At 64.5% G+C, this 23849-nt stretch carries 17 protein-coding genes; 13 read left to right on the forward strand and 4 right to left on the reverse strand.

Translation table 11 applies throughout. From position 1 onward, the window contains the following. Positions 1-22: 22 nt before the first annotated feature. The 3 genes from BLS75_RS03070 to BLS75_RS03080 all read right to left on the reverse strand — a co-directional run bounded on the left by BLS75_RS03070 (position 23) and on the right by BLS75_RS03080 (position 3110). Entirely contained in the window at positions 23-838 is an 816-nt protein-coding gene (locus BLS75_RS03070; RefSeq protein ID WP_072450227.1) for a molybdenum cofactor biosynthesis F family protein, read from the reverse strand. Positions 839-925: 87 nt separating this feature from the next. Next, the gene (locus BLS75_RS03075; protein ID WP_019095321.1) at positions 926-1600 is read right to left on the reverse strand and encodes a helix-turn-helix transcriptional regulator; all 675 of its coding nucleotides are present in this window, start codon (positions 1598-1600) and stop codon (positions 926-928) included. Between the two features lie 175 nt (positions 1601-1775). Next, a complete protein-coding gene (locus tag BLS75_RS03080) occupies positions 1776-3110 on the reverse strand; it encodes an aspartate aminotransferase family protein (protein WP_072450228.1) in 1335 nt (444 codons plus the stop codon). 284 nt (positions 3111-3394) lie between these two features. On the opposite strand from BLS75_RS03080, the gene BLS75_RS03085 reads away from it, so the two are divergent. From BLS75_RS03085 to feaR, 4 genes are all read left to right on the forward strand, one after another. Next, the gene (locus BLS75_RS03085; protein WP_011061501.1) at positions 3395-4882 is read left to right on the forward strand and encodes an aldehyde dehydrogenase family protein; all 1488 of its coding nucleotides are present in this window, start codon (positions 3395-3397) and stop codon (positions 4880-4882) included. 251 nt (positions 4883-5133) lie between these two features. Next, the gene (locus BLS75_RS03090) at positions 5134-6654 is read left to right on the forward strand and encodes an APC family permease (protein ID WP_072450229.1); all 1521 of its coding nucleotides are present in this window, start codon (positions 5134-5136) and stop codon (positions 6652-6654) included. Further along, complete coding sequence (locus BLS75_RS03095) at positions 6620-7213, forward strand: DUF3156 family protein (protein WP_072450230.1); 594 nt, start codon at positions 6620-6622, stop codon at positions 7211-7213. The genes BLS75_RS03090 and BLS75_RS03095 overlap by 35 nt, the downstream gene beginning before the upstream one ends. A 149-nt stretch (positions 7214-7362) precedes the next feature. Next, a complete protein-coding gene (feaR, locus tag BLS75_RS03100; RefSeq protein ID WP_019095317.1) occupies positions 7363-8301 on the forward strand; it encodes a transcriptional regulator FeaR in 939 nt (312 codons plus the stop codon). A gap of 206 nt (positions 8302-8507) precedes the next feature. Here feaR and BLS75_RS03105 read toward each other — a convergent pair whose 3' ends face one another. Then, a complete protein-coding gene (locus tag BLS75_RS03105; RefSeq protein WP_072450231.1) occupies positions 8508-9311 on the reverse strand; it encodes a helix-turn-helix transcriptional regulator in 804 nt (267 codons plus the stop codon). Positions 9312-9515: 204 nt separating this feature from the next. On the opposite strand from BLS75_RS03105, the gene BLS75_RS03110 reads away from it, so the two are divergent. The 9 genes from BLS75_RS03110 (at position 9516) to BLS75_RS03150 (ending at position 23823) form a co-directional block, all read left to right on the forward strand. Continuing rightward, entirely contained in the window at positions 9516-10880 is a 1365-nt protein-coding gene (locus BLS75_RS03110) for an APC family permease (RefSeq protein WP_011061496.1), read from the forward strand. A gap of 9 nt (positions 10881-10889) precedes the next feature. Next, positions 10890-11990 (forward strand): DmpA family aminopeptidase, encoded by a 1101-nt coding sequence (locus tag BLS75_RS03115; protein ID WP_072450232.1) that lies wholly within the window; start codon positions 10890-10892, stop codon positions 11988-11990. 299 nt (positions 11991-12289) lie between these two features. Then, positions 12290-13738: a serralysin family metalloprotease gene (locus BLS75_RS03120; RefSeq protein WP_011061494.1), complete on the forward strand. Its 1449-nt coding sequence runs from the start codon at positions 12290-12292 to the stop codon at positions 13736-13738. 93 nt (positions 13739-13831) lie between these two features. Then, complete coding sequence (locus BLS75_RS03125) at positions 13832-14218, forward strand: AprI/Inh family metalloprotease inhibitor (RefSeq protein ID WP_011061493.1); 387 nt, start codon at positions 13832-13834, stop codon at positions 14216-14218. 209 nt (positions 14219-14427) lie between these two features. Further along, complete coding sequence (locus BLS75_RS03130; RefSeq protein ID WP_011061492.1) at positions 14428-16209, forward strand: type I secretion system permease/ATPase; 1782 nt, start codon at positions 14428-14430, stop codon at positions 16207-16209. After that, entirely contained in the window at positions 16206-17540 is a 1335-nt protein-coding gene (locus tag BLS75_RS03135) for an HlyD family type I secretion periplasmic adaptor subunit (RefSeq protein WP_015635758.1), read from the forward strand. The genes BLS75_RS03130 and BLS75_RS03135 overlap by 4 nt, the downstream gene beginning before the upstream one ends. 2 nt (positions 17541-17542) lie before the next feature. Continuing rightward, the gene (locus tag BLS75_RS03140; RefSeq protein WP_053151831.1) at positions 17543-18904 is read left to right on the forward strand and encodes a TolC family outer membrane protein; all 1362 of its coding nucleotides are present in this window, start codon (positions 17543-17545) and stop codon (positions 18902-18904) included. 49 nt (positions 18905-18953) lie between these two features. After that, a complete protein-coding gene (locus BLS75_RS03145; protein WP_011061489.1) occupies positions 18954-20639 on the forward strand; it encodes a polyurethane esterase B in 1686 nt (561 codons plus the stop codon). Between the two features lie 205 nt (positions 20640-20844). Next, complete coding sequence (locus BLS75_RS03150) at positions 20845-23823, forward strand: autotransporter serine peptidase EprS (protein ID WP_072450233.1); 2979 nt, start codon at positions 20845-20847, stop codon at positions 23821-23823. Positions 23824-23849 lie beyond the last annotated feature (26 nt).

Genomic DNA, 23849 nt, shown 5'->3' on the forward strand with positions numbered 1-23849 from the left:
GCCTGGAGCCAGGGGGCGGGTATCAGCGGTGCCGGGTACGGTTGAGCACCTCTGCCAGGGCTCCCACCGGAAAGTTGGCGGCGCTGCTGAAGTCGGCACCCTGGTAGCCGAAGATCTTGCCGTCGCTGCGACCGGCCTTGAGGTCGATCAGCACCAGGCCCAGGGTCGGGACGATCTTTTCTCGCCAGACGAACAGGTACAGCTGCTCGGCGATCTTGTAGTAGTGGCAGCGGTCGGTATCCGCCAGCCCCTGTTCGACGCCCCGCAGGCATTGCCAGCTGTAGAAGTTGGCATTCAGGTAGATGTGCTCGTAGGCCTCGCTGGCGCTGTAGATGTACCGGTTGCGCAGGCCCACCAGTTCATCGGTGGGTTCATGGCGTGGCGTGCTGGTGGTGACCGGCGTGTTGATGGCGCCGTGGAGAAACTGGGCCTTGACCGAGGTCAGCTCGCCACCGGCCAGGGCCCGGCTGAACAGGTCGACGCTGGATTCGGCCTGGCTGGGCATCTGCCCGATGACGGCGCTGAAGCATTGCTGCTCAAGGTCCAGGACCAGGCTCACCGAGTGGATCTGCCCCTGTTCGTGCTTGAGGAAGTCCACCAGGTAGATGCCGGGGCGCAGGCAGGTTGCGCGATAGGGCAACTCGGCGCCGGCCGCTTCCCCGACGTTGTTCCAGCGCAGGGTGTGGGCGGCGAAATGGTGTTCGATCTGCCAGCGGTTGTCGAAGTGCAGGGTCAGGTGGCGACCGGCCAGGTCGTCGACCGCCGGGAGGATGTGATTGTCTTCGGCAAAGCCATCGGCGAGGGCTCCGACGGTGATCCATTCAGGTTGCGGGTTCATGGCAAGGCTCTTGTCAGCAAGGAGAGCTGCATGTTCGGCCGCCAGCCCCGGGTTGCCCATCAACCTTATGGTTGAAGTGCCCGGGCTTTACAGGAACAGCGCCCTGACCAGCTCCGTACGGTTACTGGCGCCGACCTTGCGGAACAGGTTGATCAAGTGGGTCTTGACCGTGGGCAGGCCCAGGTCCAGGCGCCGGGCGATGGTCTTGTTGTCTGCGCCGTCGCGCAGCAACCAGGCGATTTCCCGCTCCCGGGGTGTCAGGCCCGACAGGCGCTCATCGACCTGGGACCAGGGCGCCAGGGCGGCAATCTCCAGCAGGCCCTGCAAGGCATGCAGGGTGCCCAGTTCCTCCACGCTGAAGTGCCCCAGCCCGACGTCGCGCAGCAGCGACAGGCCGGCGACCGGCCGTTCGCCATCGCGGGCCAGGATTTCCACCACATCCAGTACCCCATGGCGCTGCAGGAACCCCTGATAAACCTCGCTCTCGTGATGGCCCTGGTGGGCCATGCCCATGTGCAGAGACAGCACCGGGCGCCCCGCCGCGGCGCAGTGACGAGGTTGCAGGGGGTCGTAGTGGCGAAAGTGCTGCAGGTAGGCCTGGTGCATCTGCTCCGGCATGCGGTACAGCGAAAAATCCCGGGCCTGCAGTTGGGCATCGATGCGGTAGAAGGCGCAGAGGCTGGCGGGTACTACCCGGGTGAAAGCGGCGATGCAGCGGTGGCCCAGTTCATGGGGGCCGGGCAGGGACGCGGGTGCGTTCATCGGATGGCTCCTGGCTGCACCTGGGGCAGTGGCTCGGTGAAAGGGGCGCAAGGACGTGGATTGATCCTGTCCGGAACCCGGACTGGCACAGGGAAACCCTGCTGGGCGTGCCTGGCAAGCCTCCAGCGCCGCAGGCTGCGATCGTGATTGCCTCGATCGCAGCCTGCGGCCGGGGTTAGCGGCGGGCCTTGCTCAAGCCTTCGGCCAGGGCGTCGACTATGGCATCGGCCTGTGCCTGCTGGATTACCAGGGGCGGCGAGAGAATGATCTTGGTGCCCACCGGGCGCACCATGACCCCGTTGTCCCGGGCGATCTGTGCCACCTGGTTGGCGTAGCCGCTCATGGGGTCGATGGGTTCGCGGGTGGTCTTGTCCGCCACCAGGTCCAGGGCCAGCATCAGGCCCTTGCCGCGCACTTCGCCGACGGTGTCGAAGCGCTCGACGAAGGGCTGCAGCTTGTCGAGCATGTAGTCGCCCATTTTCGCGGCGTTGGCCGGCAGGTCCTCCTTGACCACGATGTCCAGGCACGCCAGAGCGGCGGCGCAGGCTACCGGGTGCCCGGAGTAGGTGTAGCCATGCATGATGGCCCCGGTGAAGCTGGCGTTCTTCTCGAAGGCTTCTTCGATGCGCCGGTTGACCACCGTGGCGCCCAGGGGGATGTAGCCCGAGGTGATGCCCTTGGCCAGGCACATGATGTCGGGCTTGACGCCCCACAGGCGGCTGCCGAACATCGAGCCGCTGCGACCGAAGCCGGTGACCACTTCGTCGGCGATCAGCAATACGCCGTACTTGTCGCAGACTTCGCGGATCAGCGGCCAGTAGTTGGCCGGTGGCACTATCACGCCGCCAGCGCCCTGGATCGGCTCGGCGATGAAGGCGGCGACGGTGTCCGGGCTCTGGAACTGGATTTCCCGCTCCAGCAGGTCGGCGCAGATCTTGCCCAGCTCTTCCGGGTCCTGGCTGTAGGGGTTGCGGTACAGCCAGGGGGTATCGATGTGGTAGCAGCCCGGCAGCAGCGGCTCGTAGTTGCGGCGGAACACCGTGTTGCCGTTGACCGAGGCGCCGCCGAAGTGGGTGCCGTGGTAACCCTGGCGCAGGGAAATGAACTTGGTGCGGTCGGCCTGGCCTTCGAGCTTCCAGTACTGGCGGGCCAGCTTCAAAGCGCTTTCGATGGCGTCCGAGCCGCCGGAGCTGAAGGCCACCCGGCGCATGTCCTCGGGTTCCAGCAGGTTCATCACCACCCGCGACAGTTCTTCGGCCCGGGGATGGCTGACCCCGTCGAACAGCTGGAAGTATTCCAGTTCATCAAGTTGCGCGGTGATCGCCGCCTTCACTTCCTTGCGGTTGTGGCCGACGTTGACGTTCCACAACCCGGCAACGCCATCCACCAGCTGGTGGCCCTTGTCGTCATACACATAGCAGCCGTCGCCACGGACGATGCGGATCGGCTCGCGTTGCTTCATTTCGTTGGGGTGCAGCATGGGGTGCCAGAAACGGCTTGGTTCGCTCACGTTGAGTCTCCTGATAACGCACGGACAGCGTGGAGATATTAGTGCGTCATTTATACGCCCCTGGCTTGCCTCTGTGTGCCAGGGCACTTGACCCAGGCTGCCAGTGGCGGGTTTGCGGGCCTGTTCGCCAGCCAATGGCGCGCACCTGCAGGGGCTGGCTTGCCAGCGAAGGCCTTGGCGGGGCTGGCAGCCAGGGCCAAGTTTCGCGGCAGCCAGGGTCAAGACGGCGTGCGCCTTTGCGCTCAAAGTCCATCTCGAACTAGGTCTACCTGCGAGGATTCAAGATGAGCGTTGCCATCGACCCACGTGTCGCTGCATTCATAGACAGTCAGCATGGCCTGCTGATCGACGGTCACAGCCAGCCGGCCCTCAGCGGTGCGCGGATGGCGGTGTACAACCCCGCCAGTGGCGAACAATTGGCCGAGGTCGCGGCAGCTGCCCAGGCCGATATCGACCTGGCGGTGAACGCCGCGCGTCGGGCCTTCGAGGGGAGCTGGAAGGCGCAACGCCCCGCCGACCGCGAGCGCCTGCTGCTGAAGCTGGCGGACCTGCTGGAGGCCAATGGCGAGGAACTGGCGCAACTGGAAACCCTCAACAACGGCCAGTCGATCCACCTGGCCCGGGCCCTGGAGGTGGGAGCGGCCGCGGAGTTCACCCGCTACATGGCCGGCTGGGCCACCAAGATTGAGGGCAAGAGCCTGGATGTCTCCATCGCCGCAGTGCCCGGGGCGCAGTACCGGGCCTACACCGTGCCGGAGCCGGTGGGCGTGGTGGGGGCCATAGTGCCGTGGAACTTCCCGCTGCTGATGGCCATCTGGAAAATCGTTCCGGCCCTGGCCTGTGGCTGCACCGTGGTGCTCAAGCCGGCGGACGAAACCCCGCTGACCGCGTTGCGCCTGGGCCAGTTGTGCCTGGAAGCGGGGATCGCCCCCGGGGTGGTCAACGTGGTCACCGGCAGTGGCGCCCAGGCCGGCGCGGCCCTGGCCGCGCATTCGGGAATCGACAAGCTGGCGTTCACCGGCTCGACCCAGGTGGGCAAGCTGATCGGCCATGCCGCGGTGGACAACATGACCCGTTTTTCCCTGGAGCTGGGCGGCAAATCGCCGGTGATCGTGCTTGACGACTGCGACCCGCAGACCGCCGCCGCCGGCGCCGCCGGGGCGATCTTCTTCAACCAGGGGCAGGTGTGCACGGCGGGTTCGCGGCTGTATATCCAGCGCCGCATCTATAACGAGGTGCTGGAGCGCCTGGTGGCCATTGCCGGGTCCCTGAGCATCGGGCCGGGGCTGGACGAGCAGGCACAGATCAATCCGCTGATTTCCGCCAAGCAGCAGAAGCGCGTGCTGCAGATGGTCCAACGCGGAGTCGAAGAGGGCGCCCGGCTGCTCTGTGGCGGTGTCGCCCATGGCGAGCGGGGCTTCTATGTGCGCCCGACGGTGGTGGCCGATGTGCACGCCGACCAGCAACTGGTGCGCGAGGAGATCTTCGGTCCGGTGGTGGTGGCCACGCCGTTCGACACCCTGGACGAAGTGGTGGGCCTGGCCAATGACAACCAGTACGGGCTGGGGGCGAGCATCTGGTCCAACGACCTGGGGCGGGTCATGCAGCTGATTCCGCAGATCAAGGCCGGCACTGTCTGGGTCAACACACACAACATGCTGGACCCGTCGATGCCCTTCGGTGGCTACAAGCAGTCGGGCATCGGTCGCGAGATGGGCCATGCGGCCATCGAGGCCTACACCGAGAACAAGTCGGTTTGCATCGCTTATTGAGCCGAACGCCTTCGCCGGCCAGCCGGCCCCTGCGGGGGCAGGGCCAACCGGTTTACTGTAGGAGCCGGCTGGCCGACGAAGAGGCCCCTGGATTGGGCGGTGATCTTGCCGACGCCTTCGTGGCGAGCCAGTTCCTACAGGGTGTGAACATGAAGACAGCTGCGTCAGACAGCCAAGCACTCCGCCATCAGGCGTGCCCTTGAAATGCCTAGAACAACAATCATCAACCCATGCTTTCGAGGTTTACCACCATGTCGCTCAACGACAGACTCAGTCGCCACCTGGATCAAGGTGTAGTCGGCTTTCCCACGGCCCTGGCCAGTGCCGTGGGCTTGATCATGGCCAGCCCGGTGATCCTCACGGCCACCACGGGCTTTGGTATCGGCGGTGGCGCCTTTGCCATGGCGATGGTGATCGCCCTGGTGATGATGCTGGCGCAATCGACCACCTTCGCCGAAGCGGCCTGCCTGCTGCCCACCAACGGTTCGGTCTATGACTACCTGGCCTGTGGCCTGGGGCGTTTTTTCGCCATCACCGGGACCTTGTCCGCCTACCTGATCGTGCACGTGTTCGCCGGCACCGCGGAGACCATTCTCAGTGGAGTCATGGCCCTGGTTAACTTCGAGTCCCTCAACACCCTGCTGGAGCAGAGCGGCAGTGCCTGGCTGGTGGGGGTGGGGCTGGTGCTGTTCTTCGGTGCGCTGAACGCCGTGGGCATCACCGCCTTCAGCCGTGCCGAGGTGATCCTGACCTTCGGCATGTGGACCACCCTGATCATCTTTGGCGTGCTCGGGGTGCTCAAGGCCCCGGCGGTGCAGCTCGATGGCTGGTTCGGCGCCTCGATGGTGGGTACCGACCTGCCGACCATCCTGTCCCTGGTGGGCATGGCCATGTTCATGTTCGTCGGCTGTGAATTCGTCACGCCCCTGACGCCGGATGTGCGCAAGGCCGCCCGGACCATTCCCCGGGCCATGGCCCTGGGACTGGTGGGGGTAGCGGTGTGCATGTTCATCTATGGCGCGGCGATGAAGCGCCAGGTGGAAAACATCGCCCTGAGCGAGGATGGCAGCGTGCACCTGCTGGATACGCCCATGGCCATTCCGCATTTTGCCGAGCAGATCATGGGGCCCTTCGGCCGTATCTGGCTGGGCATCGGCCTGCTGTTCGCCGGCGCCGCCACCATCAACACGCTGATGGCCGGCTTGCCGCGAATCCTTTACGGCATGGCTCTGGATGGAGCGTTGCCGAAGGTCTTCACTTACCTGCACCCGCGCTTCAAGACGCCGTTGCTGTGCATTGCCGTAGCCGTGCTGATTCCCTGCCTGCATGCCTGGTGGCTGGGGGGCAGCACCGACAGCATCATGCACCTGGTGCTGGCGGCGGTCTGTGCCTGGAGCACTGCCTATCTGCTGGTCACCTTGTCAGTGGTGATGCTGCGCATTCGCCGGCCGGACCTGCCCCGGGCCTACAAGTCGCCGTGGTTTCCGCTGCCGCAGATCCTGTCTTCGGTGGGCATCCTGCTGGGGATGTGGTTCATCACGCCGCCGGGCATGAATCCGCGGGACATCTATGTGCCTTTCGGCAGCATGCTGGGCCTGACCGCGATCTATGCGCTGGTCTGGACCCTGCTGGTGCAGAAGGTCAATCCGTTTCGCCCGGTGCCGGTGGAGGAGGTGCTGGAACAGGCGCTGGGCCTGGACCCGGATACCGCCCATAACCCACAGGAGAGCGTGCCTGATGAATCTTTCAAGCTGGCGGCAAAACCTCTTTGAACTGTGGAACCGCGCGCCATCGGGCTATCGCCCGGGGCTGACCCTGGGGCAGTTGCGTCGGGATCTGGCGGGGCTCGATTTCACTCCACAGAGCCAGGTGCAGGGCGGTTTTCATTGCCCGCAAAACGGTTTGAGGTTCGAGGTGCAAGAGCGCGCCCAGGCGCAGTTCCTGATGCACATCGTGGCCTGTGAGTGGCGCCTGCCGGTGCCCTGCGACACGGCCCGGCAGGCGCGGATCCGTCTGCGTCACACTGGCGCGATCCGCCGTCAGGGGGTCGCGGCTCGGCTGCTCACGGGGGAGGACGCTGAATGGGCGCCGCTGCTACAGCGCCTGTGCAGTGACCAGCGCTTGCTGGAGCACCTGTTGCCCCTGGATTTCAAACACCTGGAATTGCGGCGCGATGCCCAGGGCTGGCAGGTGCACCTGGAGCATTTCGGCGCCAGCGAAGTGGTCAACCGCCTGCCCGGGTTCCGCCGCTATATCCGCTTGAGCGCTGAACAGCGGGCGGCGCTACTGGGCAGCTTCACTGAGTTGTACAAGCTACTGCGAGATTTCTGAGGGACATAACCGTAAGCGCTGGCATACAGCCTGCTTAAGCCATAACAGACTATCCATGCTGTCAGGCGCCTTGCCTGGCAAATAGATAACATGTTAATGATATCGCCATAACAACAAAGGCGGTTGGAACCGGCTTCTGGAGGTGCACAGTGCTTGCTTCGCATAGTTTCAGTTCCTGGGTGGGCGCCCTGCAGGGCGTCTGCGGTCGATTCGATGCCCGTCCGGCGCGCAATCCCGCCTTGTTCATTGGTGAAGTGGGCATGCAGGATTACGCCGGGCTGGAGGTGGCGCAGATCCGCACCAACGCCGGGCTGATCTCCCGCCAGAGCACCAAGGTCGATCATGAGGACGATCGCCATTGCTTCCTCATCATCCAGCGCAGCGGCCATGCGCGCTTGAGCCAGGGCGGCGAAAGTGTCGAACTGGCCCCGGGGGACATGGCGCTGCTGGACTCCGCCGGAGCCTGCGAGATCGTGCCCCATGGCCTGATCGAGCATGCTTCGTTCCATCTGTGCCGGGAGGAGGTCTATCGCCACCTGCCGGCCCAGCAGCGCAAGTTCGGCAAGCTGTCGCAAAATTGCGCCAGCGGGCGCCTGATGCGTTTGCTGGTGGAGCAGATCTGCGCCGGCGAATTGCAGGGTTGTGCGGCCCAGCAGGAAGGGCAGGCCTTGCAGGAAGCCCTGATTGCCCTGCTCGGTCCGACCTTGCGCCAGACCGTCAACAGCCTGGATGGCTTTGACGAGGGCCTGCATGGCGGATGCCTGCGTGATCAGGCGCGGCAATTGATCAGCCAGTCCCTCAATGAGCCGGGCCTGACTCCGGTATCACTGGCCGGCCAGCTGAATATCTCGGTGCGCCAGCTGTACCGGCTGTTCGAGGAGCAGGGGGACAGCGTTTGCCGCTTCATCCAGCGCTCGCGGCTCAAGCGCAGCGCCGCGGACCTGAGCAATCCGCACCTGCGCAACGAATCCATCACCGACATTGCCTTCAAATGGGGCTTCACCGATTCGGCGCATTTCAGCCGCACCTTCAAGAAGCATTTCGAACAATCGCCCCGGGATTTCCGCGCCCGGTCCCTGAACGCCTGACGGCATGGCCCTTGCGGCCGCCGTCGTTGCCGGCGGCCGCACCGCAAGGCATGCGTCACTCTTGAATGCGCCTTCGCCTGTAGGAGCCGGCTTGCCGGCGAAGAAGGCCGTAAGGCATGCGTCGAACTTGAGGGCGCCTTCGCTGGCAAGCCAGCTCCTACCGATAGCAGATAGCAGATAGCAGATAGCCGTTGGCAGACCGGCAATCACGGATTTTCCAGGTCGTGCCCCAGGGATTGGATAAACAGCGAGAACAGCTCCGGCTGGCTGGAGATATCCAGCTTGGCGTAGAGGTGGCGGCGGTGGACCTTGATGGTGTCCGGCGAGATCTTCAGCCGTTCCGCCATGGCCTTTGAAGAAAACCCCCGGAGGATCAGGCGGGCTATCTCCAGCTCCCGCTCCGAAAGTACGGCGCTGCCGAAATGGCTCAAGGCGTCGCGGATCTGGCTGGCCATTTCCTGGGGCGCGGGGCCTTGGGGGCGGGCCTGGCTGTGTTGCCAGTGCTGCTCCATCAGCGGCAGTACCCAGGCTGAAAAGGTGGTGAGCAGGCCGATCTCGTCGTGGCTGAAGACGCGCTGGCTGCCCAGGGAAAGCGACAGGGTGCCGGCCTCGGGCAGTTGCAGAATCAACTGCACTTCGTCTTCCAGGACGTTGTCGTGGAAGTAGCTGAGAAAGTATTCGCTCTGGCGGAAATGGTCCGGGGCCACTTCTTCCAGGCGGTACAGGCCGCTGGGGTAGCCTTCGCGACAGGCCTGGAAGAAGGGGTCCAGCAGGTACAGGCCGTTGAGGTAGGTGAGCATGGACGCCGGCTTGCTGCTGGGTTCGGCGTCATATTCCTCCAGGGCCCGGGGCGGGCCGTCCAGCGGGTAGAAGATCGCCAGGGCGTTGTCAAACGGCGTAGCCTGGTGCAGCAGCAGGATCAGCTGTTTCCAGAAGCGTGGATTGCCGATCAATGTGAGGGTGCGGCCCAAGCCGGCATGCAGGCCCACTTCCCTGAACAGGTCACTCAAAGCTTTTGCTCCGTTGATCCGCTGAAATGTCGTGGCCCGGTTTCGTCGATTTAACCGCCGTCGTCAAGGGGAGTACTCCAATAGGGGAATTGGGTGATGGTCTGCATCTGCCTAGAGTAGCTCCCAGCAAGTGCGCCCCAGAACGCACCCGCCCGATGAATTTCGTTTCTGCCTCAGACCAACAATAAACACGAGGATAACGATATGAGCTCTCCCTCTGCGCCCGACGGTGCGCTGAAACCTACCTTGAGTGTGTTCGATGTGGTGGCCATCACCGTGTCCGGTGTGACCCCCGCCAGTTCAGTGTTCGTGATCGCCCCCTTCGCCATCCATCAGGCCGGTAGCGGGGTGTTCCTGGCCTTCGTCATGGCCGGGTTGCTGGCCCTGATGTTCGCCTTTTGCTACGCCGAGCTGGGCCGCGCCCACAACAGCGCCGGCGGTGAGTATGTATACGCCAAGCGAGTGTTCGGCGGCATGGCCGGTTATGCCACCTTCCTCACGGTGCTGGTGATGCTGCTGTTCATTCCGCCGGTGCTGGCCACTGGTGCCGCCACCTACCTGAACAACGCCCTGGGCACGAACTTCGATTCCCAGACCGTGGCCCTGGTTATCGTGGTCTGCAGTTACCTGCTGGGCATCCTCAATATCAAGCTCAATGCCTGGATCACCGGCACGTGCCTGCTGCTGGAAGTGGCGGCCTTGCTGGTGATCGTCTGGCTCGGCTTCGGCAATGCCTCGCAGCCGGTGAGCATTCTGCTGCAACCGCAGATCGTCGATCACGGCGCCTTGCAACTGGCGCCCTGGGCACTGGTGATCGGCGCGGTGGGCATCGGCCTGTTTTCCTACAACGGCTACGGCCCGGCGGTGCTGCTGGCCGAAGACATGAAATGCAAGGGCCGCGGGGTGCACAAGGCGGTGCTGTGGTCCCTGGTGCTGGTGGTGATCATCGAACTGGTGCCGCTCACCGCGCTGCTGATCGGCGCGCCGTCCTTGAGCGCGATGCTCGCCAGCCCCGACCCCATCGGTTACCTGCTCACCAGCCATGGCAACGAGACCCTGGCCCGGGTGGTCAGCGGCGGGATTTTCCTTTCGGTGTTCAATGCCATTGTCGCCATCGTCATCCAGATCGGTCGGGTGGTGTTCAGCAGTGGCCGCGATGCGCTGTGGACGCCCACTATCAATCGCCTGTTCACCCGCATTCACCCGCGCTGGGATTCACCCTGGCTGGCGACCCTGTTCCTGGCCATTCCCTCGGCGGTGCTGAGCTTCAGCTCGAACCTGGCGGACCTGACGTCCTTCAGCGTGCTGCTGATCATGCTGGTGTACCTGATCGTCGCCCTCAGCGCGCTGATGAGCCGGGTACTGCTGCGCGACCGCGAGCATCCCTACCGCATGCCGCTGTGGCCGCTGCCGGCCTTGCTGGCGGTGCTCGGCGCGGGTTACCTGCTGGTCAATCTGTTCCTCGAAGCGTCCCTGCGGGACATCATGGTCATCATCGGGCTGCTGGCGCTGTCGGTGATCCTCTATGGCACCAACGGCCGGTACAGCCCGGCGTTTCAGAAACTGTAAGGAGTGGTTATGCGAGCACGTCAATTGGGCATCCGCCTGGGCCTGGGGACGCCAGGCCCGTTCAATGCGATCACCGATGTTCCCGGGGTGCGGGTCGGCCACAGCACCTTGAATGCCAGCGTGGACGGCAAGCAGGTGCGCACTGGGGTTACCCTGGTCCAGCCCCGGGCCGGGCACGCCCGCCAGCAGCCGTGCTTTGCCGGTTGCCATGTGCTCAACGGCAATGGCGATGCCACGGGCCTGGAGTGGATTCGCGAGGCCGGCACCCTGACCACGCCGCTGGCGATCACCAACACCCACAGTGTGGGCGTGGTGCGCGATGCCTTGATCGCCCTGGAGCGCGAGGCGTTGCAAGACCCGGCGGTGTACTGGTGCATGCCAGTGGTAATGGAAACCTACGACGGCCTGTTGAATGACATCTGGGGCCAGCATGTGGGTGTGCAGCAGGTGCGCGAAGCGATGGCCTGCGCCGAGTCCGGGCCGGTGGCCGAGGGCGCGGTCGGCGGCGGCACCGGGATGATCTGCCATGAGTTCAAGGGCGGCATCGGTACGGCGTCGCGGCGGCTGACGGCCGAGCAGGGCGGCTACACCGTCGGCGCCCTGGTCCAGGCCAACCACGGCAAGCGCGAGGAACTGCGGGTCGATGGCTATCCAGTGGGGCGCCGGCTGGGGCACATCCCTTCGCCGTTTGCCGAGCGCGGGACCCCGGGCATGGGCTCGATCGTGGTGATACTGGCCACCGATGCGCCGCTGTTGCCGCACCAGTGCCAGCGCCTGGCCCAGCGCGCATCCATCGGCATCGCCCGCACCGGCGGAGGCACCGAGGATTCCAGCGGCGATATCTTCCTGGCCTTTGCCACGGGAAACCGGGACTTGCCGACGGCGGACTACGGGCGCAAGGGCCTGGGTTTCAGCACGCCGCTGGCGATGCTCAACAACGATCACATCTCGCCCTTGTTCAGCGCAGCCGCCGAAGCGGTGGAGGAAGCCATCATCAACGCCCTGCTGGCGGGGGTGCCCATGACCAGCGCCGACGGCGTGCAAGTGCCGGCCCTGACTGCGCAAGTGTTGCTGGAAACATTGGAACTAACTGGTTGGAACAGAAGTTAACGGACTAAGAAGTGCGACGCGGTCGACATAACTGTTTATATGGATATTTAATAATTAAATTGTAGATTGTCGGACAATGACTGCCGTTAATCAGTTGGAAAAGAATCTTTCGACTGTACAGTCATTGTTTGCTGGAGTTCGCTGGAACAGTGAGATTTGACGTCAAAAAAGTAGTGGACGCCTGATTTCAAATTGTGTCAGTTTTCTTGCGCCTGCTTAGGGCGAGTGATAGGACGATCTCGCCAGGGATTGTCGCTATCTGACAAAAACTGTTCCATTGATTACAAGGAAGTGTGTTTATGTCGAAAGTAACAGAGAACGCTATTGCATCTGCCGAACAACAACTGGTGCCTTTGGCCGCAGCAAGTTCGGCGTATAACCAGATCAATAGCTTCAGCCACCAATACGATCGTGGCGGCAATCTCACGGTCAATGGCAAACCTTCGTTCTCGGTCGACCAGGCCGCCACGCAACTGCTGCGTGACGGCGCTGCCTACAAGGACCTGAACGGTAACGGCAAGATCGATCTGACCTATACCTTCCTGACCTCGGCTTCCTCGAGCACCATGTACAAGCATGGCATCTCCGGGTTCAGCCAGTTCAGCGCCCAGCAGAAGGCCCAGGCAGTCCTGGCCATGCAGTCCTGGGCAGACGTGGCCAACGTCGTGTTTACCGAGAAAGCCTCGGGTGGCGACGCCCACATGACCTTCGGCAACTACAGCGGTGGCCAGGATGGCGCGGCGGCATTTGCCTACCTGCCAGGTACCGGCGCCGGCTACGACGGCACCTCGTGGTACCTGATCAACAGCAGCTACACCCAGAACAAGAACCCCGACCTGAACAACTATGGCCGTCAGACCCTGACCCATGAGATCGGTCACACCCTGGGCCTGGCTCACCCTGGCGACTACAACGCCGGCGAAGGCAACCCCAGCTACAAGGACGCCAGCTACGGCCAGGACACCCGTGGCTACAGCGTCATGAGCTACTGGAGTGAAAGCAATACCAGCCAGAACTTCAGTAAGGGCGGGGTCGAAGCCTATTCGTCCGGCCCGCTGATGGACGATATCGCGGCTATCCAGAAACTCTACGGTGCCAACTACAGCACCCGTGCCGGCGATACCACCTACGGCTTCAACTCCAACACCGGGCGTGATTTCTACAGCGCCAGCTCGTCTTCCGACAAGCTGGTGTTCTCGGTGTGGGACGGTGGCGGCAACGATACCCTGGACTTCTCCGGTTTCACCCAGAACCAGAAGATCAACCTCAATGAAGCCTCGTTCTCCGACGTTGGCGGCATGGTGGGTAACGTTTCCATCGCTCAGGGCGTGACCGTGGAGAACGCCATCGGCGGTTCGGGCAACGACCTGTTGATCGGCAACAACGCCGCCAACGTGCTCAAGGGTGGTGCCGGCAACGACATCATCTACGGCGCCGGCGGTGCAGATCAGCTGTGGGGCGGCTCGGGCTCGGACACCTTCGTGTTCGCCGCCAGCACCGACTCCAAGCCGGGTGCGGCCGACCAGATCATGGATTTTGTCAGCGGCCTGGACAAGATCGATCTGACCGGGATCACCAAGGGCGCCGGCCTGCACTTCGTCAACGCCTTCACCGGCGCGGCGGGTGACGCGATCCTCACCACCTCCGGGGGCGTGAGCACCTTGTCCGTGGACTTCTCCGGGCATGGCGTGGCGGACTTCCTGGTCAGCACCGTGGGCCAGGCAGCGGTCAGCGACATCGTCGCCTGAGTGAAATGAGCACAGGGCCGCGCAGTCGAGCGGCTCTGCGTTCTTGCTTTGGGCCCTGGCCTGAGCGAGTCTACCGGGCGAACGGAGCACCCTATGACCCTGCATATTTCCTGTTGCCGGGCGGCCCGATGGCTGCTGGCGACACTGATGATCTTTTATGGAGCAATCACCATGGCAAGCAGCCTGCGCTTGGCGGACCCCTCGGAACTGGTTGGACATTGGCAGCTGCAACAGGCAGCCGCACCCGCTGAAGGTTGCACCCTGGACCTGTTGCACAACGCCGCCCTGGGCGACGGCGCCGACTGCCTGTCGAAATGGCTCGGGGAAGCCGCGGTGGGCTGGTTCCCGGAGCCCGATGGCATTGCCATTACCGGCCGCGAAGGCTCGAAAATCATTTTCTTCAGTCGCCAGAAAGAGGGCCTCTACGAAGCCCGCCTGAAAGCCGACGGTCTGATTGTGTTACAACGCGCCGCTAATTAAGCGATGAGTGTGTTCGTCTAATAAACGACGGCCATTATATCGCCACTCTCTTGGCCGGCAGGAACATGTTCGGGCTGCTGTTGGATACAGCTGTCCGAATTATTCGTGTCCGCAGGATTCAGCAACTAAGTAGTGCGGGTTGTTAGTTGTAGGCTACATTGGTTCCACGCTAGCGGGCGCGGATTAACAGCTCAGGGAAAATGTTAGAAATGGTGAAGAACAATCATCCTGCACCACTGTTCAAGGCACTGGGCGAATATAAGGGCATCCTCATCAGTGTCGGTTGTTTCACTGCGTTGATTAACGTGCTGATGCTGGTGCCTTCCATCTATATGTTGCAGGTCTACGACCGGGTACTGTCGTCGCAGAATGAAACCACCCTGGTGATGCTGTCGTTGATGGTGGTGGGCTTCTTCGTCTTTATCGGTCTTCTGGAAGTGCTGCGCAGCTTTATCGTGATCCGCATCGGCAGCCAGTTGGAGCGCCGCTTCAACCTGCGGGTCTACCAGGCTGCGTTCGAGCGCAACCTGTCCCGGGGCGAAGGCCATGCGGGGCAGTCCCTGGGGGATTTGACCCATATTCGCCAGTTCCTCACCGGGCCGGCACTGTTCGCCTTCTTCGATGCACCCTGGTTCCCCATCTACCTGCTGGTGATCTACGCCTTCAACGTCTGGCTCGGAGTGTTCGCCACTGTAGGCGCGTTGTTGCTGATTGCCCTGGCGTACCTCAACGAAGCCATGACCAAGAAGGACCTGGCCGAGGCCAGCGGTTTTTCGCAGCGTTCCACCCAGCTGGCCACCAGCCACCTGCACAACGCCGAAACCATCCAGGCCATGGGCATGCTTGGCGCCTTGCGCAAACGCTGGTTCGCCGTGCACTCGCGCTTCCTCGGCCTGCAGAACCAGGCCAGCGATACCGGCTCGGTGATCAGCTCCCTGAGCAAGACCTTGCGTCTGTGCCTGCAATCCCTGGTGCTGGGCCTGGGTGCCTTGCTGGTGATCAAGGGCGACATGACCGCCGGGATGATGATTGCCGGTTCGATCCTCATGGGCCGGGTGCTGAGCCCCATCGACCAGTTGATCGCGGTGTGGAAACAATGGAGTTCGGCCAAGCTGGCCTACGGCCGCCTGGATGCACTGCTGCGCGAGTTCCCGCCCAGCGATACGGCGATGTCCTTGCCGGCGCCCAAGGGCCAGGTGAGCTTCGAGCAGGTCAGCGCCGGCCCGCCCGGACGGCGGATGGCGACCCTGCAACAGGTGAACTTCAGCATCAATGCCGGCGAAGTGCTTGGCGTGCTGGGGGCCTCCGGTTCCGGCAAGTCGACCCTGGCCCGGGTACTGGTGGGCGTATGGCCGACCCTGGGCGGCACCGTGCGCCTGGACGGGGCCGATATCCATCGCTGGAACCGCGACGAACTGGGGCCCTACATCGGCTATCTGCCCCAGGATATCGAGCTGTTTACCGGCAGCATCGCCGAGAACATCGCACGCTTTCGCCAGGCCGACCCGGAGCAGGTGGTCCAGGCTGCGCAGATGGCCGGGGTGCATGAGCTGATCCTGCGCCTGCCCCAGGGCTACGACACCGTGCTCGGCGATGACGGCAGCGGCCTGTCCGGTGGCCAGAAGCAGCGGGTGGCCCTGGCCCGGGCGCTGTATGGCAGCCCGAGCCTGGTGGTGCTGGACGAACCCAATTCCAACCTCGATACCGTAGGCGAAAGTGCCCTGGCGGCGGCCATTGCCCAGCTCAAGGCCCGGGGCACCAGCGTGGTGCTGGTGACCCACCGTTCCTCGGTGCTGGCCCTGGCCGACAAACTGCTGGTACTCAACGAAGGCCGCTTGCAGGCCTTCGGCCCGAGCCAGGAAGTGCTCAAGGCCCTGGCCGGCGGCCAGCAAGCCCAGGCCCAGGAGGCGCCCAAGCCCGTTGCAGCGGCACCCGGCGGCCTCAGCATGAGCCGGCAATACCAGGCTCCGACACGGAATTCAGGCGCATGAGCAAGGACAGCAACATGATGATCGAAGAGGGTTACGCGCCGGAACGGGTCGAGCGTGACGCGGGCTTTTTCGCCCGCATGGGCTGGATCCTGGCCCTGGTGGGGGCGGGCAGTTTCTTCGTCTGGGCGGCACTGGCGCCCCTGGACCAGGGCATTCCGGTGCAAGGCACGGTGGTGGTGTCCGGCAAGCGCAAGGCGGTGCAGTCCATGAGCAGCGGGGTGGTCAGCCGGATCCTGGTGCGCGAGGGCGAAAGCGTGAAGCAGGGCCAGCCGCTGTTTCGCCTGGACCAGACCCAGGTGGCGGCGGACGTGCAATCGCTGCAAGCCCAGTACCGCATGGCCATGGCCAGCCTGGCGCGCTGGCGCAGCGAGCGCGACAACCTCAAGCAGGTGGATTTCCCCGCGCCCCTGAGCGACAGCGACGATCCGCGCCTGGCCCTGGTGCTGGAGGGCCAGCGCCAGTTGTTCAGCAGCCGGCGCGAGGCATTCTCCCGGGAGCAGGCGGGCATCCGTGCCAATATCGAAGGCGCCACCGCGCAACTGGCCGGCATGCGCCGGGCCCGCACCGACCTCGGTAGCCAGGCCGAATCCCTGCGCCAGCAACTGAGCAACCTGCAACCTTTGGCGGACAACGGCTACATCCCGCGCAACCGCCTGCTGGAATATCAGCGCCAACTGTCCCAGGTGCAGCAGGAACTGGCGCAGAACACCGGGGAAAGCGGGCGAGTGGAGCAGGGCATCCTCGAATCCCGGCTCAAGCTGCAACAGCACAGCGAGGAGTACCAGAAAGAGGTGCGCAGCCAGTTGGCCGAAGCCCAGCTCAAGACCCAGACCCTGGAGCAGCAACTGACCTCTGCCGGTTTCGACCTGCAGCACAGCGAGATCATCGCCACCGCCGACGGCATCGCGGTCAACCTCGGGGTGCACACCGAGGGCGCGGTGGTGCGCCAGGGCGAGACCCTGCTGGAAATCGTGCCCCAGGGCACTCACCTGGAGGTGGAAGGGCGGCTGCCGGTGAACCTGGTGGACAAGGTCGGCACCCACTTGCCGGTGGACATCCTGTTCACCGCCTTCAACCAGAGCCGCACGCCACGAGTGCCGGGCGAAGTCAGCCTGATTTCCGCCGACCAGATGCTCGACGAGAAAACCGGCATGCCCTACTACGTGCTGCGCAGCAGTGTCAGCGACCAGGCCATGGAGAAGCTCAACGGCCTGGTGATCAAGCCCGGCATGCCGGCGGAAATGTTCGTGCGCACTGGCGAGCGTTCCCTGCTCAACTACCTGTTCAAGCCACTGCTCGACCGGGCAGGTTCTGCACTGACCGAAGAATAAGGATGTCGCGTCGTATGAGTAAGCTTTCCATTCTCGCGGCGGCTCTGGCGCTGTTGGCCTGCCAGACGGCCCAGGCGGTGGGCCCGTTCCAGATCTACGAACAGGCCCTGCGCAACGACCCGGTGTTCCTCGGCGCCATCAAGGAACGCGACGCCGGCCTTGAAAACCGCGCCATCGGCCGTGCCGGGCTGCTGCCCAAGGTCGGCTACAGCTACAACAAGGGCCATAACAACTCCAAGGTCAGCTACCTGGATACGGTGCGCGGCACCATTACCGAAAAACGCAACTACGACAGCTACGGTTCGTCCCTGACCCTGCAGCAGCCGCTGATCGACTACGAGGCCTACGCCAATTACCGCAAGGGCGTGGCCCAGGCGCTGTTTGCCGACGAGAACTTTCGCGGCAAGAGCCAGGAGTTGCTGGTGCGGGTGCTGAGCTACTACACCAAGGCGCTGTTCGCCCAGGACCAGATCGACATCGCCCTGGCCAAGAAAAAGGCCTTCGAGCAGCAGTTCCAGCAGAACCGGCACATGTTCCAGCAGGGCGAGGGCACCCGCACCGACATCCTCGAAGCCGAGTCGCGCTACGAATTGGCCACCGCCGAAGAGATCGAAGCCCGGGACGAGCAGGACGCGGCCTTGCGCGAGCTGGCGGCCCTGACCGGCGAGCCGAACCTCGATGTGCGGGATCTGGACCCCTTGCAGGAAGACTTCCAGTCCTTCTCCCTGACCCCGGCCAACTACGATACCTGGCACGAGATGGCCCTGAGCAATAACCCGGTGCTGGCTTCCCAGCGCCAGCGGGTCGAGGTCGCGCGCTACGAGGTGGAACGCAACCGCGCCGGGCACCTGCCCAAGCTCAGCGCCTACGCCACCATGCGCCAGAACGAATCGGAAAGCGGCAACACCTACAACCAGCGCTATGACACCAACACCATCGGTATCGAAGTCAGCGTGCCGCTGTATGCCGGGGGCGGGGTCTCGGCCTCGACCCGCCAGGCCAGCCGCTCCATGGAACAGGCCGAGTACGAACTGGACGGCAAGACCCGGGAAACCCTGATTGAACTCCGCCGCCAATTCAGTGCCTGTCTATCGGGGGTGAGCAAGTTGCGGGCCTACCAGAAAGCCCTGACTTCGGCCGAGGCCCTGGTGGTCTCGACCAAGCAGAGCATCCTGGGGGGCGAACGGGTCAACCTCGATGCACTGAACGCCGAACAGCAGCTCTACACCACCCGCCGCGACCTGGCCCAGGCGCGCTATGACTACTTGATGGCCTGGACCAAGCTGCACTACTACGCAGGCACTCTGCGGGAAGAGGATCTGGCCAGGGTCGACGAGGCTTTCGGCCAGCGCGCGCAGCCTTAGGAGGCCTTGCCGACCGCAGGCTCAGGGACAATAAAAAAGAGGAATGAGCATGAGTATCTTCGATTACAAGACCGCCCTTGGCGGTGACGGCAAGGCCCTCTACAGCGAAGCCATTACTCTGGCGCTGTACGCCTCCACACCCACCGGCGAGGCGCTGCCGGGCACCGCCTGGCGCCCCATCAGCGCCAGCCAGCTGGGCTACCAGGGCAACGTCAGCGCCCAGGGCACGATTTCCGGCGAGCAGGCGATTGTCAGCGACGCCCAGGTCGAGGTGCTGGGCAAATACGACGCCAGCGGGCAGTTGCTGTCCATCGGCATCAGCTTTCGCGGCACCGACAGCCTCAAGGACGGTATCAACGACCTGCAGGCGGCCTTCGTTTCCGGCTTTGCCGACAACTACAGCCGCCTGGCCTTCGACAACCTGTTGGGCAAGGTCGCGGCCTTCGCCGCGGCCCAGGGCTTGAGCGGCAGCGATGTGCTGGTCACCGGCCACAGCCTGGGCGGCCTTGGGGTCAACAGCCTGGCGGCCATGAGCAGCGATCACTGGGGCGGCTTCTACCAGGACGCCAGCTACGTGGCCTTCGCCTCGCCGACCCAGAGCGCCAACAGCTCGCAGGTGCTGAACATCGGTTATGAAAACGACCCGGTGTTCCGCGCCCTGGACGGCACTCATTTCAACGCCTCGTCCCTGGGCACCCACGACAAGCCCCAGGAGTCGGCGACCAACAACATCGTCAGCTTCACCGATCACTATTCATCGTTCCTCGGCAAGTTGATTCCCCAGAGCATCCTCAATCCGCAGTCCTGGTCGGCCCACAGCGCGGTGGACTATGCCGGCGGCCTCAACCGCCTGATCAACTCGGATTTCTATGACCTGACCAGCCGCGACTCCACCGTGGTTATTTCCAATCTGTCCGAGGGCAAGCGCGATCAGGTCTGGGTCAAGGACCTCAACCTGTACGCGGAAAAACACACCGGTAGCACCTTCATCATCGGCACCCAGAGCAACGACCTGCTGCACGGCGGCAAGGGCAACGACTACCTGGATGGCGGGGCCGGCGATGATCGCTTCCGCGATGACGGCGGTTACAACATCATCCATGGCGGGCAGGGCCATAACGTGCTGGAACTGCAGCAGCCGCTGAAGAACTTTTCCATCGCCAATGACGGCGACGGCACCCTGTATATCCGTGATGCCTACGGCGGCATCAGCATGACCCGAGACGTCGGCGCCCTGGTCAGCCACGAGACCGGAAGCTGGTGGCAACTGTTCGGCAAGGACGTGAGCCACAGCGTCACCGCCGACGGCTTGCAGAACGGCAACCAGTGGACCGCCTACAACCATTCCCTCAACGGCGATGCCTACGGCAATGCGCTGGTAGCCAGCGTCGATGGCGACTGGCTGTTCGGCCATGGCGGCGATGACCTGCTGAGCAGCGACAAGGCCAACGTGACCTTCGTCGGCGGCACCGGCAACGACGTCATGCACTCCAGCGGTGGCGGGGGCAATACCTTCCTGTTCAGCGGTAACTTCGGCTTCGACCTGATCCACGGCTACCAGAACACCGACAAGCTGGTGTTCATGGGCGTGCCCGGAGTCGATGCCCATTACGACTACAGCCAGCATTTGTCGCAGAACGGCAACGACACCCTGCTCAGTGTCGGCGAGTTCTCGGTGACCCTGGTGGGGGTCGGCATGGACAGCCTTTCGGGCTCGGGCCTGGTCTTCGCCTGACCCTCACCGATATCCAGTGCTAGAGACCCCGCAGCCCCCTGAAAAGGGCTGCGGCGGCGACAGCTTTGCCCGCAAAACGCCATGGCCGCACAGGTGCCCCTGGGCGTGGGGCGCGAACCCTCAAGGAGCCAGTCCCATGAAGTAAGCCGTGGTTGCTGATCGGTTACGGAAAGTCGATCCCAGAACAACAAGAGAAGTCATCAACATGGATGTGAATGTTCATCAGCTCAATGTGCTGGCGGCCGGGGTGTTCCTGGCGTTTGCCGCGAACCTGCCGGGTGGGGCCCAGGCGGCCTACCAGGAAACCGGTCGCCCCGGTGATGCCGCCAGCTGGCGCTCCGCCGAATACCTGCAGGACTGGGGCCTGGACCGGATGCAGGCGAACCAGGCCTACGCCGCCGGCCTTACCGGTAGCGGGGTCAAGATCGGTGCCCTGGATTCGGGCTTCGATGTGGCCCATGCCGAAGCCTCGTCCCTGCGCTTTCACCCGGTGATCGCCAGCGGCAACTACCAGGACGGTAGCGGGTTCCAGGTGTCCGGGGTGCTCAACGCCAACAACGACACCCACGGCACTCACGTCACCGGCACCATGGGCGCCGCCCGCGACGGCAACGGCATGCACGGGGTGGCCTTCAATGCCCAGGTCTACGTCGGCAACACCAACGGCAACGACAGCATGCTCTTCGGCCCGGGCCCCGACCCGCGCTATTTCCAGGCGGTGTACGGTGCCCTGGCCGACGCCGGGGTGCGGGTCATCAACAACAGCTGGGGCAGCCAGCCCAAGGACGTCAGCTACCAGACCCTCCAGGGCCTGCACGCCGCCTATGCCCAGCACTTCGGCCAGGACACCTGGCTCGACGCGGCGGCGCAGGTCTCGCGCCAGGGGGTGATCAACGTCTTCAGCGCCGGCAACAGCGGCTATGCCAATGCCAGCGTGCGATCGGCACTGCCGTATTTTCAGCCGGAGCTGGAAGGGCACTGGCTGGCGGTCTCGGGCCTGGACAAGAACAACCAGCAGAAATACAACCAGTGCGGGATCGCCAAGTACTGGTGCCTGGCCACGCCCGGCGCGGCCATCACCAGCACTGTGCCCGGGGGCGGCTACGCCACCTACAATGGCACTTCGATGGCCGCGCCCCATGCCACCGGGGCCCTGGCCCTGGTGATGGAGCGCTACCCCTATCTGGACAACCAGCAGGCCCTGCAGGTGCTGCTGACCACCGCCCGCCAGCTCGATGGCTCGCTGACCCAGGCCCCTGGCAGCCTGGTGGGCTGGGGCGTGCCGGACCTGGGCCGGGCATTGCACGGGCCCGGGCAGTTGCTGGGGGAGTTCAAGGTCAACCTGGAGGCCGGGCAGGGCGATGTGTGGAGCAACGGCATCTCCGACCAGGCCCTGGCCCAGCGCCAGGTGGAGGATGCCGCCGAGCACCAGGCCTGGCAACAGACCCTCAAGGATCGTGGCTGGGAGCAGGGCCCGGGGGCCCAGGCCAGCCAGCAGGAACTGACCGACTACGCGGTCGGCATGGCCCGGGATGCGGCGACCGCGCAGCGCCTGTACCAGGGCAGCCTGGTCAAGTCCGGGGCCGGCTGGCTGTTGCTCGGCGGTGACAGCAGCTATCGCGGGCCGACCACGGTCGATGGCGGGCTGCTGGTGGTCAATGGCAGCCTGGCATCCGCGGTCACGGTCAACAGTGGCGCGAGCCTGGGTGGCAGCGGGCAGGTCGCGGCGCTGACCGCGACCCGCGGCGCGCGCGTGGCCCCGGGCAACTCCATCGGCACTCTGAATGTGGCCGGCGATGTGAGTTTCCAGCCAGGTTCGACCTACGCCGTGGAGCTGTCGCCGACCGCCAGCGACCGTATCGTCGCCGGCGGCCGGGCGCATCTGGAGGGCGCCCAGCTCAGCCTGAGCCTGGAACACAACGCCAACCTGCTCAGCGCCGGGCAGGTCCGGGGGCTGGTCGGGCGCCAGTTCGACATCTTGCAGGCCGCAGGCGGTATCGATGGCCAGTTCGCCCTGGTGCAACCCAACTACCTGTTTCTCGGCGCGGTGGTCGATTACTCCGCCAGCGGCGTGCAACTGGGCTTGGTGCGCAGCGCCGCGACCTTTGCCAGCGTGGCCGCCAGCCCCAACCAGCGCGCGGTGGCCACGGCGGTGGAGCAGTTGGGCACGGCCGACCCGGTCTACGAAAGCCTGCTGCTGTCGGCCTCGCCGGCTTCGGCTCAAGGGGCGTTGCAACAGTTGTCCGGGGAGATCTACCCGGCCCTGGAGCAGACCCTGCTCAATCAGGGCCGCGACCTGCGCGAGGCCTTTGGCCAGCGCTTGCAGCGCCCGGGGCCAAATGCCGGGGAGGGCGAGGCGAGTTTCTGGATCAAGGGCCTGGGTGGGCAGGCGCGCACTGACGGCGACTCGGGCCACAGTTCCTACCAGAGCAAGGGCGGTGGGGTGCTGCTGGGGCTGGACCGCGACCTGGACGCGGACACGCGGGTCGGCCTGGCCGCCGGCTACAGCGACACCACGCTGCGCATGGGCGGCGCCAGCCACTCCAGCGCGCAGATCGACAGCTACCACCTGGGCGCCTATGCCGGGCGCGACCTGGGCGACCTGCGCCTGAGCCTGGGGGCCAGCCACAGCTGGCATAGCGCCCAGGTGCGCCGCGACCTGCAATACGCCGAAGCCAGCGCCAAGCAGAAGGCCCGGATCGACGGTCGCAGCAGCCAGCTGTTCAGCGAGGCGGCGTATCGGCTGCAGCTACCGGCCCTGACGTTGGAGCCCTTCGCCAACCTGGCCTACCTGCACCTGCAGCGTGACGCCTTCCACGAGAAGGGCGACGCCGCGGCCCTGCGCGCCGGGGACGACAGCGCCGAGGCCCTGCTGGGCAGCCTGGGGGCCCGGGGCCTGAAGCGGCTCAGCCTGAGCCGCGGCCAGCCCCTGGAGCTGTCCAGCAGCCTGGCCTGGCAGCACCGCCTGGGGCATGACACTTCCAGCCAGCACCTGGCATTCGCCAGCGGCGGCCCGGGCTTCGCCGTGGACAGCGCAAGCGCGTCCCGGGATGCGGCGCTGCTGGGGCTTCAGGCGCGCCTTGGAGTCACCGCCCAGCTGGACCTGAGCCTGGATTACCAGGGCCAGCTGGGCAATGCCGAACAGTTCCACAACGTGGGGCTGAACCTCGACTGGCGCTTTTGAAGCGCCGGTCGCCATACCCCGGCGCA

This window comes from Pseudomonas sp. NFPP12, from assembly GCF_900103205.1.
In the GTDB taxonomy this organism is placed as follows: domain Bacteria; phylum Pseudomonadota; class Gammaproteobacteria; order Pseudomonadales; family Pseudomonadaceae; genus Aquipseudomonas; species Aquipseudomonas protegens.

Bases quoted from the DNA above. Each gene is read 5' to 3' on its own strand.
- BLS75_RS03090 (WP_072450229.1), top strand. From the start codon at position 5,134: ATGTCGCTCAACGACAGACTCAGTCGCCACCTGGATCAAGGTGTAGTC.
- BLS75_RS03150 (WP_072450233.1), top strand. From the start codon at position 20,845: ATGGATGTGAATGTTCATCAGCTCAATGTGCTGGCGGCCGGGGTGTTC.
- BLS75_RS03135 (WP_015635758.1), top strand. From the start codon at position 16,206: ATGAGCAAGGACAGCAACATGATGATCGAAGAGGGTTACGCGCCGGAA.
- BLS75_RS03070 (WP_072450227.1), bottom strand. From the start codon at position 838: ATGAACCCGCAACCTGAATGGATCACCGTCGGAGCCCTCGCCGATGGC.
- BLS75_RS03075 (WP_019095321.1), bottom strand. From the start codon at position 1,600: ATGAACGCACCCGCGTCCCTGCCCGGCCCCCATGAACTGGGCCACCGC.
- BLS75_RS03120 (WP_011061494.1), top strand. From the start codon at position 12,290: ATGTCGAAAGTAACAGAGAACGCTATTGCATCTGCCGAACAACAACTG.
- BLS75_RS03125 (WP_011061493.1), top strand. From the start codon at position 13,832: ATGACCCTGCATATTTCCTGTTGCCGGGCGGCCCGATGGCTGCTGGCG.
- BLS75_RS03145 (WP_011061489.1), top strand. From the start codon at position 18,954: ATGAGTATCTTCGATTACAAGACCGCCCTTGGCGGTGACGGCAAGGCC.
- BLS75_RS03115 (WP_072450232.1), top strand. From the start codon at position 10,890: ATGCGAGCACGTCAATTGGGCATCCGCCTGGGCCTGGGGACGCCAGGC.
- BLS75_RS03140 (WP_053151831.1), top strand. From the start codon at position 17,543: ATGTCGCGTCGTATGAGTAAGCTTTCCATTCTCGCGGCGGCTCTGGCG.
- BLS75_RS03095 (WP_072450230.1), top strand. From the start codon at position 6,620: ATGAATCTTTCAAGCTGGCGGCAAAACCTCTTTGAACTGTGGAACCGC.
- BLS75_RS03130 (WP_011061492.1), top strand. From the start codon at position 14,428: ATGGTGAAGAACAATCATCCTGCACCACTGTTCAAGGCACTGGGCGAA.
- BLS75_RS03085 (WP_011061501.1), top strand. From the start codon at position 3,395: ATGAGCGTTGCCATCGACCCACGTGTCGCTGCATTCATAGACAGTCAG.
- BLS75_RS03110 (WP_011061496.1), top strand. From the start codon at position 9,516: ATGAGCTCTCCCTCTGCGCCCGACGGTGCGCTGAAACCTACCTTGAGT.